A 17,694-nucleotide genomic window follows, 5' to 3' on the forward strand; every position below is an offset into this window, starting at 1 on the left:
CCACTCTAGCTTTTTACTCTAAAAAACAAACTAAATTAAAACATTTCTACTCAAAAAATGTACCGTGAAATACTGTATATCAAACTGTATTAAATTTTCTATAGACTAATCCTGCAATTATTCCTCCAGATAAAGGTGCTAACCAAAAAAGCCATAATTGTTCAAGTGGCCAAATTAAATCTGTAAAAATTGCTTGCGATGTGCTTCTAGCAGGATTTACTGATGTATTCGTTATTGGAATGCTAACTAAATGTATTAAGGTTAGCGATAATCCTATTATTAATCCAGATAAATTCGAATTCTTAGTTTTTAATGTAACTCTCAAAAATATAAATACAAAAAAAAATGTCATTATAAATTCTGTTATAAAACATGCTATAACTCCAAATCCTAATGGTGAATGCTTTCCAAAACCATTTGAAGCAAAACTTCCTATTTCCATAAATTCATTATCTGTCACAATTAAGTATAATATTCCAGCTCCTAAAGTTGCTCCTAATAACTGAAAAGCAATATATTTTATTCCTTCATTAATACCTGTTCTCTTGGCTGCAATAGCTCCTATTGTTACTGCTGGATTCAAATGACAACCTAAAACACCTCCAACGGCATAATATATTGTTAAAATGGAAAACCCAAATGCTAATGCAACTCCAACATAACTAATTCCAAATTCAGGAAAAGCTACTGTTATTATTGAACTTCCACAACCCGTAAATATTAACCAAAATGTTCCTATTAACTCAACTATATATCTTTTCATAATTATTCTTAAATACTTTTATTGAGTTAGATTATAAAAAGCATTTATTTTATTTAAACTATTAAACAAATATATCATGAAGTAATAATATATATTGTGGTTAATACACACACGCCATGTAGAACTTTATCTACATAGTATGCATTAAAAATGAAGTATTATTTGTGGTAATTTAAGATTTATAGATAATCTTATATATAGATATATAGAATATATAAGCCCAATTTTAAAAATAAACTATGAATATATTATTCACTATCTCCATATAAGTTAAAAAGTTCAATTAATGAAGGTAGATTATTAATTTCAAGTTTTTGAAAAATTCTATTTTTTAATGTACTAATGGTATTCTGCTTGATATTAAGCATATATGATATTTCTAAATTGCCATATCCTTTAACTAATAAAATGGCAACTTCCATTTCTCTATCTGATAATCCTTCTAGCGGGTTCAATGGCTTTTTTGAAATAAAAGATTCTAAAATTTTATCCTGTATACTTTGTGAAATATGTTTTCCTTTTATAATAATATTATTAATGGCTAATTTAATTTCTTCTTCACTACTTAACTTATTTAAATATCCAGAAGCTCCTGCTTTTATATATCTTAATGCATAAAACTCTTCATCATACGCTGTGAAGATTAACACTTTAGTTTTAGGTTTAATTTTAATTATTTCACTTATTATACTTAGGCTATTTCCTTCTGGAAAACTAATATCTAAAATTAACACATCAACATTTAAATTGGAAACAAGAGAGAATGTTTCGGTAAGATTATTAGCATGATTAACAGTTGCATTTAAAAATAATTCTTTTATAATTATTTCTAAACCTTGTCTAATTATACTATGATCATCTGCTAATAAAAAAAGAAGTTTATCTTGTGTTTTTTCCATGAATTGTTTACTTATTTAAATGAAGATACAGATTAAAATTAACATTTGTTCCTTTATTAACTTCGCTATCTATCATGATTTTTCCATTAAACAATTCTACTATTTCTTTGCAAAGATTTAATCCTAATCCTGCTCCTAAATTTTCCACTTCTTCTGATAGAATTCCTTGATAATATGGATTAAAAATATTTTTTAAATCACTTTTAGATATTCCTATTCCTGTATCTTTTACATCTACAATAAAATCTAATTTATTATCTTTTAATAACTTAACTTGTGTTGTTACTTCAATAATTCCATTATTTGTAAATTTATTTGCATTGCCAATTATATTTAAAAATAATTGATGAATTTTTATATTATCTGTAAATACTGTATAATCATCACTTATATCATTTGTTATTTTAAAATTATTTCCTTTACTTTCAACATAAGGTTTAATTGCATTAAAAATATGATCTAATTCATTTTTTAAATTAAAAGTCTTATGCTTTAATTCTGGTTTTTTATCTTGGTCTTTAGTATATTCTAAAATTTGATTTGCTTGTAATAATAGTGAATTAGAGGTAAATTGTATTGCATTCAAACTTTCCTTAATAGATGAATCTTGAGTCGATTTTATTATTTTATTAGTAAAGATTGTTATAATATTCAATGGTGATCTTAATTCATGACTAAGCATACCTAAAACTCTATTTTTAAAATTTAAGTTTTGTTCAATCTGTAGGTTTGCAGTTTTTAATTTTTCCTCATAATCAAATGCAAATCGGGTTAAATATAATATAGCAATTGAAATTAAAATCATCAATACAACTAATCCTATAACTGAAAAATTTCTAATAGATTTATTAGTAGAATATTGATTTTTAAAGTTATTTTCTAAATCGGAATGAAAATCATTAATAGCTTGCTCATAATTATTTAAAATTGAATTACAATATAATATAAGCTCTAGATTTTTTTTAATAAAAGCACTTTCTCTATCTTTAATAAATAATAAATTCTTTTTAATATTTGAAAATTCATCTAAATAGTAATTATTTGTGTTTTTAAAAGCATTTGCAAGTTGTTCTTCAATATTTCCTTTTGTTACTTTTTTGCCATACTTCATCGTAACAATTACATTTAATTTCTCTTTTTGTACATCAACTTTTCCTGAAATTGCATCACCTAATCTTGAGAAAAGACCTTTACGTGCCACACTGTCAACTAATATATATGATTCAATATCAATACTATTTAAAACATTTTTATAGTTATATTGATTTACAGTTATAAAATCTAAATCATTTTTAGCTGTTGGTATTAATGATTGTGAATTTAAAAGAGAATCTATTTTATATCTTAATTTTTCATCATTAATCTCCGAAGAATTTTGAGTTCTAACATGATTTTTAAAATTAGCGTTAGAATCTGAAAATGATTGGATTGAATCAAAACTATCTATCATTTGCTTTAATGAACTAGTATAATTTTGAAGAGATAAATCTTCTTTTGATATTATAAAATTTTGAAAATTATTTTGTGCATTTATAAATTCTAACTGTGCTAATCTTGAATGCAATTTCATGTTTTTGCTTTTAGCAATTTCATTTTCAATTTCATCTAATTTAGCCTCATTAAAAATTTCATTATAAAAGAAAATAATTAATAAAATTTGAAGAAAAAAAGCGCTTGCCAAAAGTGTATAGTGAACTATTTTTCTATACTTAAAGTCAAGATTTTTAATATTATAAATTTTCAATCTCAAGATATTTTTTATTAAATTATAGAATATAAATTTTAAAACTAACATCTAGTTTTAAAATGCTATTTTATGCTTTTAATAATTTAAATTTTAGGGCTTGATTTAAAATTATTAATATAAAATTGATGCAAAAATATGGATATTTAATGAAACCTCATGTAGGTTTATATCTACAATTATGTAGATATAAATCTACAAAAATTATATCAATTTTTGTACTAAAAAAATATATATAATTTTAATTTTTTTTGACTATTTTATAGATTAAAATTGCAATATTTTTTAATTAAAAAATGTTTTGAATAATCTATTTATTTGTAAATTCGTTGTAATTATCATTAATAATGAAGAATCCTATTGCAGAACGTATTTCAGACTTTTTAAAGCGATATCATCCGTTTACAAGTATAAAACATAGTGATTTATTTGAAATTGCTAAGAATATACATGTTCTTTATCTTGAAAAAAATGATTATTTATTTAAAGTAAATGATCAAACTCATGATACTTTCTATGTAGTTGCTTCTGGAGCAATAGGACTTACTATTACATCTGATTCTGATGATATTTTGGTTGACAAATGTGATGAAGGAGATATTTTAGGATTAAGGCCCTTTTTTGCAAAAGATAATTATCTAATGAATGCCAAAGCTAGAGAAGAAAGTATTGTATATTCAATCCCTATTGCTGTTTTTAAGCCAATAGCAATGCAAAACACAAATGTTTTAAATTTTTTGCTTCAAAGTTTTGCTTCAAATACAAGAAATCCATTAGATAAGAATCATAAAGGAAAACTGCTATCCGAAAATGTGATTTATAGTGAAGGAACAAATGAAATTCAATATTATCAACCTATTCATTATACTAAAAATCCAATAATAACAACTTCTACAGACATTGTTAAACATGTTGCTCAAATGATGTCTAGTAGAAAAATTGGTAGTATTCTTGTGCATGAAAATCGTTTACCCATTGGTATTATAACAGATAAAGATTTACGATCAAAAATTGCAACAGGCCTATTTACAATAGATACTCCTATAAATAAAATTATGTCATCTCCAGTAATAACTGTAGCCGAAAACATTTCAATTGTTGAAGCTCAAATGATGATGTTAAAATATAATATAGGTCATTTATGTGTCACTAAAGACGGAACAACATTATCTGAAATAACAGGTATAATATCAGAGCATGATATTGTTGTAGCACAAGCAAATAATCCTGGAGTATTATTAAAACAAACAAAACGAGCACAAAATACACGTGATTTAAAGATTGTCAGAGAAAAAGTTTCAAATTTAATTCAACATTCTATTGATAAAAATATTCCTATTAAACATATTTGTTCCATTGTTGGAGAAATTAATATTGCCATAACTAAAAGAGCAATTGAACAAGCAATTGAAAAAATAGGTACTCCTCCTCCGTCGTCGTTTTCTTGGATTAATATTGGTAGTCAAGGAAGAAAAGAACAATTATTATTATCTGATCAGGATAATGCAATTATTTTTGAAGATGTTAGTGACGAAAGATATGATGAAGTAAAAAAATACTTTTTAGTATTAGGTAAAATAGTCACAAATAAATTAAATAAAATTGGCTACGAATATTGTAAAGATGATATGATGGCTAATAATCCTTTATGGTGTAAATCTTTAACCGATTGGAAAAACCAATTTAAAAGTTGGATATTAAATCCTAGAGAGAAAAAGGCCGTAATAAGCACTGTCTTTTTTGATTATGATTTTGTATATGGAGATGAAAATTTAATTCACGATATAACGGATACTATTTTTGAAAATATTATTGACAATCAATTATTTTTAGCCTATTTAGGAGCTGATGCTTTGAAAAATCCGCCTCCATTAGGGTTTTTTAGGCAATTTTTAGTAGAAAGTGATGGTGAACATAAAGACACTTTTGATATTAAAAGTAGAGCTTTATTACAGCTTATTGATGCTGCTCGAATAATGATTTTAAGTCATGGTATACGAAATATAAATAATACCGCTTCTCGATTTGCTAAATTAGCAGAAATTGAACCTGCAAATGCTAGTATTTATGAGGCTTGCGAAGAAGCGTTCTTAGAATTAATTAAATTTAGAACAGAAGAAGGATTATTATATAATTCAGATGGTAATTATCTTAATTTGAAAGATTTATCAAAACTAGATAAAGTAAAACTCAAAAACTCTTTTCAACCTATAACTCATGTTCAAGAGCTTATAAAAAATAAATTTAAACTCACTTATTTTACTTAATTAGTAATGGAAATTCCTTTTTTTAAAAATATGCTAAAAGATTATCCTAAATTCTGGGAAGAATACCTTTCGCATTTTGAAAATAAGCAAGATTTAAATAGATATGTTATTTTTGATTTAGAAATTACAGGTTTAGATGTAGAAAATGATAGAATTTTATCTATAAGTGCAATTGGAGCTAATGAAAATACTGTACTAATAAGCGATTTTATAGAATTGTTTATAGAACAAAGTATTTTTAATCCTGAAAGTGTTCCATATCATGGTATTTTAAAAGAAGGTAAAGAAGAAAAAGTAGTTGAAGCTGAAGCTATTATTCAATTTTTAAATTTTATCAAAAATGCAACACTCGTTGGTCATAATATTGATTCTGATATAGAAATGATAAATCATGCTCTTGGCAGATTAAATGTTGGAAAGCTTAAAAATCAATACATGGATATAAATATCATGTATCAAAAATTAAAAGATTTACCTGAAAATCATTATACTTCACTTGATGAACTATGTGATATCTATAAAATTAGAAAAACAGAAAGACACACTTCTAGTGGAGATAGCTATATAATGTCTTTGATTTTTTTAAAATTGAAAAGAAAATTAGGTATCTAAATATTTTAAAAATTGTATAAAAAAAATGGATGTGTATTTAACACATCCATTTTTTATGTTTATTCTTTTTGTTAATTATCTTAATACAAAACTTGTTTTAGATACATTTTCTCCATTAGGACTAAATATATTTACAAAATAAGTTCCTGCTTCAAAGTTTTCACCTGCAAGTTCTTGATTCACTTGAACAGATTTATTTTCATATTTTACAGTTGAAACAAAACTATATGTTAATGATTGTCCTTCAGTTCCCATATCAATAGTTGTTTTTTCTCCTAAAATATTATTTTTACTATCAATTATTTGAACGTAATATTTTCTATCTCCAGACTGAGCAATTTGGTTTTCAGCAATTAAGAAACTAACTTTTAATTTATTAGCTCTACTTGCTTTACTTGTTTCAACTTGTTTTCCTGAACTTCTTTCTTTTAATGCTAAAACATTTAAATTTAAAACTGCAAGTTTAGAAGCTTTTTCAATAGTTTTAGTCAAGTTATTGTTTTGAACTAAAAGAGTGTCTGTAAATTTTCTTGACTCATCTAAAGCAGTACTTGTACTGTCTAAGCTAGATGTTAAAGAAACATTTTGTTCTTTTAATAACTTATTTTCTGCAACAAGATTATCCATTTCTCTTTTTAAACGAAAATATTCATTTTTATATCTAGTCATGGCAGCTACATCACCTTTAGATTTTTCTAACTCATCTAAAAGTTTTGTCATTTCTTCTTTTTGAGCATCAATATCCCCTTTTAAAGCTGTATTTTCACTAGACATGCTTTCTAACTCAGCAATTCTAGATCTAATATCATCTTCTAATGATGCTTTTTCTGTTGTTAATAATGTTAACTGTTCTTTATTATCTGAGGATAATTTATAGATATAACCTATACTTCCCAATAATAATAATGCTAATACAACGATTGCTGCTTTTAAACCTGAATTATTTCCCTTATTTTCCATAAATGTTTGTTTACTTTTTTAATTTATTTTAACAAATGTACAATTTCTAAAGTATTTTACAATGTAACAACGAAAGTTATTTTAAAATAGTATTTTTGGAGTGAAATTTTTTAAGAAATGGAAAACATTAAATTATTAACTATTAAAGATTTGGCTGAAATTACAAACCATAGAAGTGGTGAAGTAAAGTTTGGAGAGAAGGTATTAACAGTTCCAGTAGGTGAAAATGCTATTGACTTTATGACTTCATGTGATGCCAATTTTGTTATTTTTGGTATTCCAGAAGATATTGGTGTTAAAGCAAATTTAGGAAGAGCTGGTACGGCTTCCGCTTATGAAAGCGCATTAAAAAGTCTTGTAAATATTCAACATAATAAGTTTTGTAAAGGAACTAACTTATTAATATTAGGACAACTCGATGTCATTAAAGAAATGAATGAAGCAAGAGAGTTGAAACCATCTATTAAAGATCACAAAAAAAGGCTTTTCCAAATTGTTGAAAAAATTGATAAAGAAGTATCTCACATAATTCATCAAATAATTAAAGCAGGAAAAACACCTATAATTATTGGTGGTGGACATAATAATGCTTACGGAAATATAAAAGGATTAGCTCTTGCAAAAGGAAAACCTGTAAATGCTATAAATTTTGATGCGCATACCGATTTTAGAATTTTAGAGGGAAGACATTCTGGAAATGGCTTTAGTTATGCTTTTGAAGAAGGATTTTTAAAAAAATATTTTGTTTTTGGTTTGCATGAAAATTTTGTATCAAAAAGCGTCTTTAATACCTTAAAAGAGTTAGATTCTAGAGTAAAATATGTATCTTACGAAGAAATTGAGGTTAGAAAACAAAAAACTTTTTCTTCACAATTAGAAGAAGCATTCCAATTTATAAAGCAAGATCCATACGGAATAGAGTTAGATTTAGATGCTATTCCAAATATTTATTCAAGTGCTATGACATTAAGTGGTTTTAGTGTTCAACAAGCTCGTGAATATGTTCATTTTTTTGGAAAGCATAAAAACGCTTCATACTTACATATATGCGAAGGTGCTCCTGAATTAGATTTAACAAACAACAGCCATTTAACTGGCAAATTAATTGCTTATTTAATAACCGATTTTATTAAAAGCAAAACATTATAATTTAAAAAATCATCTGAAACAGATAATTATGACATTTAAAGACCTACATTTAATTAGCAATATACAAGAAGCTCTAAAAGAAGAAGGATATGAAAACCCAACACCTATTCAAGAGCAAGCTATTCCTGAAATATTAGCAGAACAAGATTTAGTTGCTTGTGCGCAAACAGGAACAGGAAAAACAGCCGCTTTTGCGATACCAATTATACAGTTAATACACAAAATTGTTGGTTCAGCAAAAAAAGTAAAAAGAATTAGAACTTTAGTTATTACACCTACTCGTGAATTAGCTATACAAATAGGAGAAAGTTTTAATACTTATGGAAAATATACTAATATAAAGTCTTTAGTTATTTTTGGTGGTGTTAATCAAATTCCTCAAGTTGATCAATTAAAAAAAGGTGTAGATATTTTAATAGCTACTCCAGGAAGATTATTAGATTTATACAAGCAAGGATTTATAGATTTAAATCACATGCATCAATTAGTTTTAGATGAAGCAGATCAAATGCTTGATATGGGATTTATTAATGATGTAAAAAAGATAATTAAACTTACTCCTGATAATAGACAAACATTATTATTTTCTGCAACAATGCCTTTTGCAATAAGAGAATTAGCAGATAGTTTTTTAACTAATCCTAAGTATGTTTCAGTAGCTCCAATTTCTAGTACAGCAGAAAATGTTAGTCAAAAAGTATATTTTGTTGATAAATCTGATAAAAGAAACTTACTCTATTATTTAATTAGAAATGATGAAATTAAAAACGTGTTAGTATTTACAAGAACAAAGCATGGTGCTGACAATGTTGTTAAAGCTTTAAAAAAGAACGGTGTTGAATCTGGAGCTATTCATGGAGATAAATCTCAAAATGCAAGACAACGTGTTTTAGAAAGCTTTAAAAATCAAGAAATTCCTGTTTTAGTTGCTACAGATATTGCGGCTCGTGGAATTGATATTGAAAATTTACCTTTTGTAATTAACTTTGATATTCCAAATATATCTGAAACTTATGTTCATAGAATTGGACGAACAGGAAGAGCTGGAAACTCTGGTTTAGCCATTTCTTTTTGTGGAAAAGATGAAAAAGCATATTGGCAAGATATTGAAAAGCTAATTAGAATGAAAATCAAAGTGGTTGAAGATCATCCATATCCTTGGAAAGAAGAAGAAAAAAAGGAAGGTCAGAAACCTGATTTGAGAAATAAAAATAAATCTTCTAATAATAAATCTAGAAAATCAGATAATTCTAAAAAGAACAAGAAACGTTGGTATTAAAATACTAATTTATTTTGATCTAATATTTATATTTAATTTTATCATTTGAAATAATTGCTTTGCATCAAAGGGTTTTGCAATGATATCGTTTATACCTGAACTTTTTGCTTTTTCTTCAACTTCTTCTTTTTCAAAAGCAGTTACAGCAATTATAGGTAATGTATACCCTTTTTGTCTGATGAGTTTTGTAGTTTCAAATCCATTAATTTTTGGCATATTAATATCCATTAATATAATGTCAAATTTTTGATGCTCTAATAATTCTAATGCTACAAAGCCATCTTCAGCAATTTGACAAGCTAGTTTATAATTTTCAAGTAGTTTTTTTGTTACAATTTGATTGATTTTATTGTCTTCAACAATTAAAACATTATAAATCTTAGGTTGGCTTAAATCAACATTAATATTTTTTATGAATTCATTTTTCTCTTTTTCACCAGATTCAAATGGAATTGTGAATGTAAATGTAGTTCCAATATTTTCTTCACTTTCTAATTTTATTTCTCCTTTAAATAAGTCTATAAGTCTTTTAACAATCGTAAGTCCTAAACCTGTTCCTTGATAATCATCTTCTCTCCTATCGATTTGAACAAATTTTTCAAAAACTTTATCTTGATACTTTTTAGGAATTCCTATACCTGTATCAATTACTTTAAATTCAATATAAAATACATCTTCAACAACTTTAGCTAATTGAGCCTTAATTTCTATTTTTCCATTATTTGTAAACTTTAAAGAATTACTCATTAAGTTTATAATAATTTGTGATAATCTTATACTATCTCCTATTATATATTCAGGTATTTTTTCATCTACACTAATTATAATTTTATTATTGTGTTTTAATGCAATATTATTAATTGAATCTTTAATTGTCTCTAATCTATCTTGTAAGTGAAATAAATTATTTTCTAAAAAAACTTGATTTTCTTCAAACTTATAAACCTTTAAAATATCATTTACAAGCGACAATAAATATTTTGCAGAAAATTTTAATGCTCTTAAATGTTGGCTGTTTTCTAATTCTTTATGCTCTAGTTCGATTATATCGGTAATACCAATAACTCCATATAAAGGTGTTCTTAATTCATGGCTTACAGTTGATACAAACTGAGATTTTAATTTTGAAGCTTCTTCTGCTTTTTCTTTAGCAATTTTTAATTCTTCATTTGCTTTTTTAAGTTCAATATTTGATTTTGTTCGAATCTTATTAATCTTAAATTGTGAGTATAAAATGATTAATGTAGCTAAAAAAATTAAACAGATAAGAATTATAAAAATTTTAATATTTAGAAGTTTTTGATCTTGAATTTTTTTCTCTGCTTCTACTTTTAATAATTCTCTTTCTATTTCTTCCTGCTCTATTTGCTGACCTAAAAGTTTAACTTTTCTGTTTTTACTATCATCATAATTTACTTCTTTTAATGAATCAGAAATATTTAAATAATAATAGGCTTTTTCATACTGTTTCAGTTTAGAATAAAAATCTGAAAGACTTTCATTTATGTCAATTTCATGTTGAATGTAAAAATCTTTAGGTTTTGGTGAACAAATACTCAATGCCTTTAAATAATTTTGTTCTGCAAGTTTTAAATTATTTTTCTCCAAATAATAATCTGCATTTAAACTATAATATAAAAATTGTGCTTCATACTCTTTTTTCAAAGGAGTAATATCTAATTTTATACTATTTAAATATTTTTTCCCTTTTTCAAACTCATTAATTTCAAAATAAGTACCTGCAATATTAATTTTATTATAGGTCAGTTCAACAATACTAACTTTTTTAGCATATTTTAATGATAATAAATAATATTTAATAGCTTTTTCATATTCGTTCTTATTGTAAGAATATAAATTTCCTAAATTATTATATATCCAACTTTTTATAGTATCATTTTTTGTTTTATTAGCATAAAAAATACCTTTTTTGAAATATTCAATCGCTTTTTCATAATCACTATGTTCTACAATATTTAAACCTATATAATTATATGATTTAGCTATTGATACGTTATCTTCAATATTTATAGCAAGTGCAAGTGCTTTTTTAGCATTTTGCAATGATAAATCCGTTTCTAATGTATTTAATTGTTTTCCAGCAGTTTGTAGGAGTTTGTGAATTTCTTTATTTGAAGAGATTGTATCTTGAGAAAAAACTACAATTGAAAAAACTAAACTGAAGAATATAAGTATAGTTTTTAAATAGTTTTTCATTTGAGAAGATTTTTAAGATACTTAACTGCTTATTTTTTATTTAAATATAATAAATATCATACTAATATCTATATTCAAAAATAAAAAAACCATCAATTACTGTTTAAATAACTAGATTGATGGCTTTTTTTATCATTTTAAATATTAGTTTCGTATTAACTTTTTATATTTAATTCTTGTAGGTGTAACTTCTTTACCTAATCGCTTTTTCTTATTTTCTTCATAATCAGAAAAACTTCCTTCGAAATAATACACTTGTGATTCTCCTTCAAAAGCTAAAATATGTGTACATACTCTATCTAAAAACCATCTATCGTGAGAGATTATTACAGCACAACCAGCAAAATTTTCTAAACCTTCTTCTAAAGCTCTTAAAGTATTAATGTCCAAATCATTTGTTGGCTCATCTAATAATAAAACATTACCTTCTTCTTTTAGTGTCATGGCTAAATGTAAACGATTTCGTTCACCTCCAGAAAGTGTTGCTACTTTTTTATTTTGATCACTTCCTCCGAAATTAAAACGTGATAAGTAAGCTCTAGAGTTCACTTGCCTTCCTCCCATCATCATTAATTCTTGTCCATCACAAAAGTTTTCATAAATTGATTTATCTGGGTCAATATCGGAATGTGATTGATCTACGTAAGCTATTTTAACTGTATCACCAATTAAAAATTCTCCTCCATCTGGTTGTTGTTCTCCCATAATCATTTTAAAAATAGTAGATTTACCAGCTCCATTTGGCCCTATGATTCCAACAATTCCAGCTTGAGGAAGTGTAAAATTTAAATCATCATACAATAATTTATCTCCAAATGCTTTAGCTACATTTTTTGCTTCTATTACATTTGTTCCTAAACGAGGTCCATTTGGTATGTAAATTTCTAATTTCTCATCTAATACTTTTTGATCTTCATTTAAAAGTTTATCATAGTTTTGAAGACGAGCTTTTTGTTTTGTTTGTCTTCCTTTTGCACCTTGTCGAACCCAATCTAATTCTCGTTCTAGTGTTTTTCTACGTTTTGAAGCTGTTTTTTCTTCTTGCTCCATTCTTTTTGATTTTTGATCTAACCAAGAAGAATAGTTTCCTTTCCATGGAATACCTTCACCTCTATCTAATTCCAATATCCATCCAGCAACATTATCTAAGAAATATCTATCGTGAGTTACTGCAATTACTGTTCCTGCATATTGTTGTAAATGTTGCTCTAACCAAAGTACTGATTCCGCATCTAAGTGGTTAGTTGGCTCATCTAATAGTAATACATCTGGTTGTTGTAATAACAGCCTACATAAAGCCACACGACGTTTTTCTCCTCCTGAAAGAACATTAATTGGTGTATCACTATCAGGTGTTCGAAGCGCATCCATTGCTACTTCTAGTTTATTATCAATTTCCCATGCTCCTGCTGCATCAATCTTATCTTGTAGTTCTGCTTGACGATCCATAAGCTTCTGCATTTTATCAGCATCTTCATAAACTTCTGGTAAGCCAAAACTATCATTAATTTTATTAAATTCGTCTAAAAGCGCATAAATTTCTGCGGCTCCTTCTCTAACAATCTCAATTACTGTTTTTGTTTCATCTAATTGTGGTTCTTGTTCTAAATAACCAACAGTATAGTTTGGAGCAAATACAACATCTCCTTGATAATTTTTATCTAAACCTGCTATAATTTTTAATAACGAAGATTTTCCAGATCCATTTAGACCAAGAATACCTATTTTAGCTCCATAAAAAAAGCTTAAATAAATATCTTTTAAAACTTGTTTATTAGTACTAGAGTAAATTTTGTTTACTTTAGACATTGAAAAAATCACTTTTTTATCGTCTGACATTGTTTTTTTATTAATTTAAAATATTAATATGAGTGTTCTTTTAAATTAAGATATTTAATAAAAATTAGAATCATCCTCAACTATTTAAAAAATACTTAATACGTGTACAAATATAGGCTTAAAATTTAAAAAAATCAATGGCTATATTGCGTTAAATTTAGAGCAAAACGAAGAAGATGCCTGAAAAAACAGACATCTTCTTTTTGAATAGTAAACGTTATTATTCGTTTAAAATAATTGAATTTAGAATCGCTTTATGAAATTAATCTGATCTAAAACTATTTCTATTTTTTTATAATAATTTTTTTATTGATAGTAGTTCCATCTCTGAATTTAATTTTAGCGATATATATACCTGCGTCTTCTTTAGATAAATCTATATTAACAGAAGTTGTTTGTGGCTTAATCAATTTAACTAATCCATTATTAGTCAAGTTATCAATAGTAATACTTTCAATCAATACTTCATTATTAGATTGAATCGTAAATATTCCTGTATTTGGGTTTGGGAATAATTGAACATCATCATTTTTAAATAATTCTTCAATGTTTTTTTCTTTCAATTCTTCTGGGAATGGATTATAATCTTTAATTTTTGTTTTAGTTGAAATTATGTTTTCTACTTCATTTGTTGATAATTTATCCTTTTCATACCATTTACCAATACAGAAATCGAAACATTTTGTACACTTAACACCACTCTTTAAAGTTAATGTCATACATATTGTATAGTTACCTGGTGTTCCAATATAGCTGATTGGTAATCCATTATATACACTTGAACCATTTTTGATTATATTCATAGTAACTACACCACCTAAAGGAATTGGATCTGATTGAACTGTTATGGCTGTATCTCCTCCTCCTTGTTCGCTTAAACCAATTTTAAACTTAATAGCACAAGGTTCTGGAGTTACATCACAAATAATTAATCTTTTAAGAGTTAATTCTACAACAGGCATTGTACTTGAATATGGATAAATCCATAAATTATCGAAATTATTTGTAGCTGTAAAAGTATATGTATAAGAATTTGTACTTGGAGGTCCTGTTGCATTCCAATTTTCATTAGCTATTAGTTGATTTGGTGAAGGTAAAGCTGGTAGAGCTGTGTCTCCACCACCTATAACATCACCTTGAGTGGCAATCATTTTAAAATATGCATTAGGATCGGCTAAACCTCCTCCTCTGACAACTGTTGTTGCTACTATTGTTATGCAATATTGACGACCTGCAACAAAATTATAGGAATGATAGTTGATTCCTTCTCCAATTCCGTTTGCAGACCACATCCATGCATTATTTGGACTCACAGATGGTGTTCCATGCGACGCTTGCCAATCGGCATTACTCACAAAATAAGCATTAGGTTCAAAATCCATATTTGCAGTGCTACAATCTCCATTTGCACACTGAGAGAAACTTACTTGTTGCACAAAAAGGAACAAGATTAAAAAGGTTGATAATTTTTTCATTTTTATTATTTGTTTGTTTACCCTACTCTATTTTTAAATTGGCTTTTCAGGATACTCCATTTAGATCGATCTACTGATATGTATTCGATTCTAAAATTCATTACCCAATAAAACAACACATATAATTAAAAAAATCATTTTAAAAACTCTCCTCTTAGCTATTAAAATAAAAAAGTCGGTTATTTATAACCGACTTCATATTTGTTTCTCTAAAAAATTATACTCTTCCCTTTAAGGCATTAAATACCCATGCTATGGCAAAAAAGCCTACTCCCACAGCAGAAAAACCCCAACCTGCAATATCAGCATATCTATAAATACCTAACCCTATTAAAAGTAATCCCATTAAAATCATTATAAAGGTTGCCCAAGCTAATACCGTATTTTTATTCATTCCCATAATTTAAGTTTAAAAATTTGAGTAAAGCAAATATACAAATTCTATTAATATTTTAGGAGTAGACTTATTCTTTCATTAAGAGTTTTAAAAATGAAGGTTATTAATTTTAAAATAATGTGTTTGTATACAATAATAATATTAAGAATATTGTTATTAAATTAATGTTCTAATAGTAAATTTATTATAAATTAATTAAAAAATTAACTTTAATTATAATAAAAGTGTAAATGTTTTAACATAAAAATACGTAAATTTACATATCAAGAACAAACAAAACTAATAAAAGAGCTTATGTCAGATAGGTTTAGTATAATTATTTTAATAATAAATATTTCAAACCTTGTTAGGCATTTTTTTTACCTTTTTCTTATAAAGGACAACTCTATTTTTTATTAACTTAAACAATATTTTTTTATGGAAAATTTTTACTTCAAAAATTGTTTTGAAAAATGGAAAGTTATTGCGCTGCTTTTTTTTCTGATTAAATTTAGCTATTCTGAAGCTCAAACTTTAGTTTACGCTCAATCAATTATTTCAGAAAGTGAAGTTGACAATAGTGGAAATGCTGCTGACTTAGACCAAACTACATTTGCAGTAGTAAGAGCAAGTACAGGAATTGCAGTAGGAATAGGAAGTTACTCGGGGCACCTTGAACTTGAATTCCCAACTACTTTACCTGCAAACACAACATCTTATGTGAAAATTGAATCAGATGACAACTTGCTAGAAGTTCTTTTAGGAGGAAGTTTAGGAAATATTCTTTCTGATGTGCTTGGAATTGTATTAATTGGTAATCAAGAATTTACTATTCAGGCAAAAATGAACAATTCTATTATTAACGTAGGATCTGGAAGTTCTCAAATACCAAATGCTTTTGCTACACCTAGTTTAAGAGTTGTAATTAATGAATTAGGTGAGTACTTTCTTGCAGTTACACCCAATCAACCTTATAATAGAATTCGATTAACTAATAGAGTTGGATCACTCTTAGGATTAAATAACACTAAAAATTTAAAAGTTTATAGTGCTCATTATATATCACAATCCAATGAATGTGGAAATACTTTATATACTTCATTTAATGGAAGTGGATTAACAGTAGATCTTATTGAATTAGGCGGTGCGGGTGTAAATAACCCAGAAAATGTAATTGATTCTGATTTAAATTCATATTCTGAATTAAGTTTAGGAATTTTAAATGTAGCAGCATCAATTGAACAAACAGTATATTTTGATGGATTATCAAATCCAAATGATGTTTTTAATATAAGGTTAAGATTAGATCCATCTTTAGTTACTCTTGGAGTTGCTAATAATATAACTATTAGTTCATACAATGGAGCCAATGTAGCTAATTCAATATCACTAAATGGATTACTAAATTTAGACTTACTAACTCTTTTACAAAATAATGAGATTGTAAGCATACCATATTCTCCAGGAATGGCAGTGGATAGAATCACTATTCAATATTCTGCTTTATTAAATGTTTCTGCTTTTCAAAAATTAGACTTATTTGATATTACAAGAACGCCTCCAGCACCTACTATTGATGTTAGTTCTCAAAACTTAGTTGTTTGTTCTGGTAGTTCAGCTAGTTTAATTGCACATGCTGATCCTTCAACTTTACAAATTTACTGGTATGATGTGCCTTCTGGAGGAACTCCAATAGGAATGGTTAATTCTGGAGAAGCATTTATTACTCCAGCAATTACAACAGCCACAACTTTTTATGCTGCTGCAAAAAATCCAAACTGTCCGGATGAATCTGTAAGAACTGAAGTGACTGTAAATGTTAATACAGCACCTACAGGAAATAATTTATCTGTAACAGGAAATGAAAATCCAATATGCGCAATTAATAGTGTTGTAATAACTCCTTCTTCAAGTACAATTACAGGAACTTTTCATTGGTATTTTGATGCAAATGCAACAAATGAAATTACTGACGGATTGATTAATGGAAATATTACATATTCTATCGATTCAAATGGTGTTCTAACTATAAACGGATTGACAACTAATGATAGTCCTGTTTCTTATTATTTAAGTATTACTGATTCTAACACCCAATGTTCAAATAACCCTGG

General features: G+C 26.6%; 12 protein-coding genes and 1 pseudogene. 5 read left to right on the forward strand and 8 right to left on the reverse strand.

Features of this window, described 5'->3' with window-relative positions; all coding sequences use genetic code 11:
* Positions 1 to 79 precede the first annotated feature (79 nt).
* The 3 genes from aqpZ to SY27_RS03340 all read right to left on the reverse strand — a co-directional run bounded on the left by aqpZ (position 80) and on the right by SY27_RS03340 (position 3,406).
* The gene (aqpZ, locus tag SY27_RS03330) at positions 80 to 763 is read right to left on the reverse strand and encodes an aquaporin Z (protein WP_045967353.1); all 684 of its coding nucleotides are present in this window, start codon (positions 761 to 763) and stop codon (positions 80 to 82) included.
* A gap of 248 nt (positions 764 to 1,011) precedes the next feature.
* A complete protein-coding gene (locus SY27_RS03335) occupies positions 1,012 to 1,662 on the reverse strand; it encodes a response regulator transcription factor (RefSeq protein WP_045967354.1) in 651 nt (216 codons plus the stop codon).
* A gap of 7 nt (positions 1,663 to 1,669) precedes the next feature.
* Entirely contained in the window at positions 1,670 to 3,406 is a 1,737-nt protein-coding gene (locus SY27_RS03340; RefSeq protein WP_161794111.1) for a HAMP domain-containing sensor histidine kinase, read from the reverse strand.
* A 347-nt stretch (positions 3,407 to 3,753) separates the two neighbouring features.
* On the opposite strand from SY27_RS03340, the gene SY27_RS03345 reads away from it, so the two are divergent.
* Both SY27_RS03345 and SY27_RS03350 read left to right on the forward strand, forming a co-directional pair.
* Positions 3,754 to 5,673 carry a DUF294 nucleotidyltransferase-like domain-containing protein gene (locus SY27_RS03345; RefSeq protein WP_045967355.1) on the forward strand — a complete coding sequence of 640 codons (1,920 nt, stop codon included), beginning with the start codon at positions 3,754 to 3,756 and terminating at the stop codon, positions 5,671 to 5,673.
* A 30-nt stretch (positions 5,674 to 5,703) separates the two neighbouring features.
* Complete coding sequence (locus tag SY27_RS03350) at positions 5,704 to 6,285, forward strand: PolC-type DNA polymerase III (protein WP_235270880.1); 582 nt, start codon at positions 5,704 to 5,706, stop codon at positions 6,283 to 6,285.
* 75 nt (positions 6,286 to 6,360) lie between these two features.
* Here SY27_RS03350 and SY27_RS03355 read toward each other — a convergent pair whose 3' ends face one another.
* Positions 6,361 to 7,245 (reverse strand): hypothetical protein, encoded by an 885-nt coding sequence (locus SY27_RS03355; protein ID WP_045967357.1) that lies wholly within the window; start codon positions 7,243 to 7,245, stop codon positions 6,361 to 6,363.
* Positions 7,246 to 7,362: 117 nt separating this feature from the next.
* Here SY27_RS03355 and SY27_RS03360 point away from each other — a divergent pair, with 117 nt between their 5' ends.
* Complete coding sequence (locus SY27_RS03360; RefSeq protein WP_045967358.1) at positions 7,363 to 8,394, forward strand: formimidoylglutamase; 1,032 nt, start codon at positions 7,363 to 7,365, stop codon at positions 8,392 to 8,394.
* Between the two features lie 28 nt (positions 8,395 to 8,422).
* Positions 8,423 to 9,673, forward strand: coding sequence for a DEAD/DEAH box helicase (locus SY27_RS03365; RefSeq protein ID WP_045967359.1), 1,251 nt, complete (start codon positions 8,423 to 8,425; stop codon positions 9,671 to 9,673).
* A gap of 9 nt (positions 9,674 to 9,682) precedes the next feature.
* On the opposite strand, the gene SY27_RS03370 is transcribed toward SY27_RS03365, so the two are convergent.
* From SY27_RS03370 to SY27_RS03385, 4 genes are all read right to left on the reverse strand, one after another.
* Positions 9,683 to 11,890, reverse strand: coding sequence for a response regulator (locus SY27_RS03370; protein ID WP_052705110.1), 2,208 nt, complete (start codon positions 11,888 to 11,890; stop codon positions 9,683 to 9,685).
* Between the two features lie 144 nt (positions 11,891 to 12,034).
* Positions 12,035 to 13,729 carry an energy-dependent translational throttle protein EttA gene (ettA, locus tag SY27_RS03375; protein ID WP_045967360.1) on the reverse strand — a complete coding sequence of 565 codons (1,695 nt, stop codon included), beginning with the start codon at positions 13,727 to 13,729 and terminating at the stop codon, positions 12,035 to 12,037.
* Between the two features lie 284 nt (positions 13,730 to 14,013).
* Positions 14,014 to 15,204, reverse strand: a complete 1,191-nt coding sequence (locus tag SY27_RS03380) for a T9SS type A sorting domain-containing protein (RefSeq protein ID WP_045967361.1) — start codon at positions 15,202 to 15,204, stop codon at positions 14,014 to 14,016.
* Between the two features lie 217 nt (positions 15,205 to 15,421).
* Positions 15,422 to 15,604, reverse strand: coding sequence for a CAL67264 family membrane protein (locus tag SY27_RS03385; RefSeq protein WP_045967362.1), 183 nt, complete (start codon positions 15,602 to 15,604; stop codon positions 15,422 to 15,424).
* Positions 15,605 to 16,018: 414 nt separating this feature from the next.
* On the opposite strand from SY27_RS03385, the pseudogene SY27_RS18760 reads away from it, so the two are divergent.
* Positions 16,019 to 17,694 (forward strand): annotated as a pseudogene (locus SY27_RS18760) (gliding motility-associated C-terminal domain-containing protein); the annotation flags it as partial.

The organism is Flavobacterium sp. 316, from assembly GCF_000967805.1.
Taxonomy (GTDB): Bacteria; Bacteroidota; Bacteroidia; order Flavobacteriales; family Flavobacteriaceae; genus Flavobacterium; species Flavobacterium sediminilitoris.